Source organism: Paraburkholderia sp. SIMBA_054, assembly GCF_046534875.1.
Taxonomy (GTDB): domain Bacteria; phylum Pseudomonadota; class Gammaproteobacteria; order Burkholderiales; family Burkholderiaceae; genus Paraburkholderia; species Paraburkholderia hospita.
Genome location: NZ_JAWRXV010001420.1, coordinates 1 through 246 on the forward strand (window position 1 = coordinate 1; position 246 = coordinate 246).

Below are 246 nucleotides of genomic sequence, written 5' to 3' on the forward strand. Positions count from 1 at the left end.
TTCTATCGTATTCGATGGCGTTTACATGCTGGCTGACGCTGCGATGAGCGGATTAGCTCTCCTCGTCTCACGCCTCATCGCCCTTTCTGCCTTGCCGGAACAGCCACGCGGAAAATTGCGCGATCGCTTCACAATGGGCTTCTGGCATCTCGAACCGATGGTGCTTGGCCTTAACGGTATGATGCTCACCGGCGTTGCGATCTACGCGCTCATCAACGCAGTCGGCAGCCTGATGGATGGCGGACG

At 57.3% G+C, this 246-nt stretch carries 1 protein-coding gene; it reads left to right on the forward strand.

The window, feature by feature from the left end; genetic code table 11:
- Nucleotides 1–25: 25 nt before the first annotated feature.
- A partial coding sequence (locus SB822_RS59735; RefSeq protein ID WP_410859464.1) for a cation transporter occupies nt 26–246 on the forward strand: 221 nt, incomplete at its 3' end.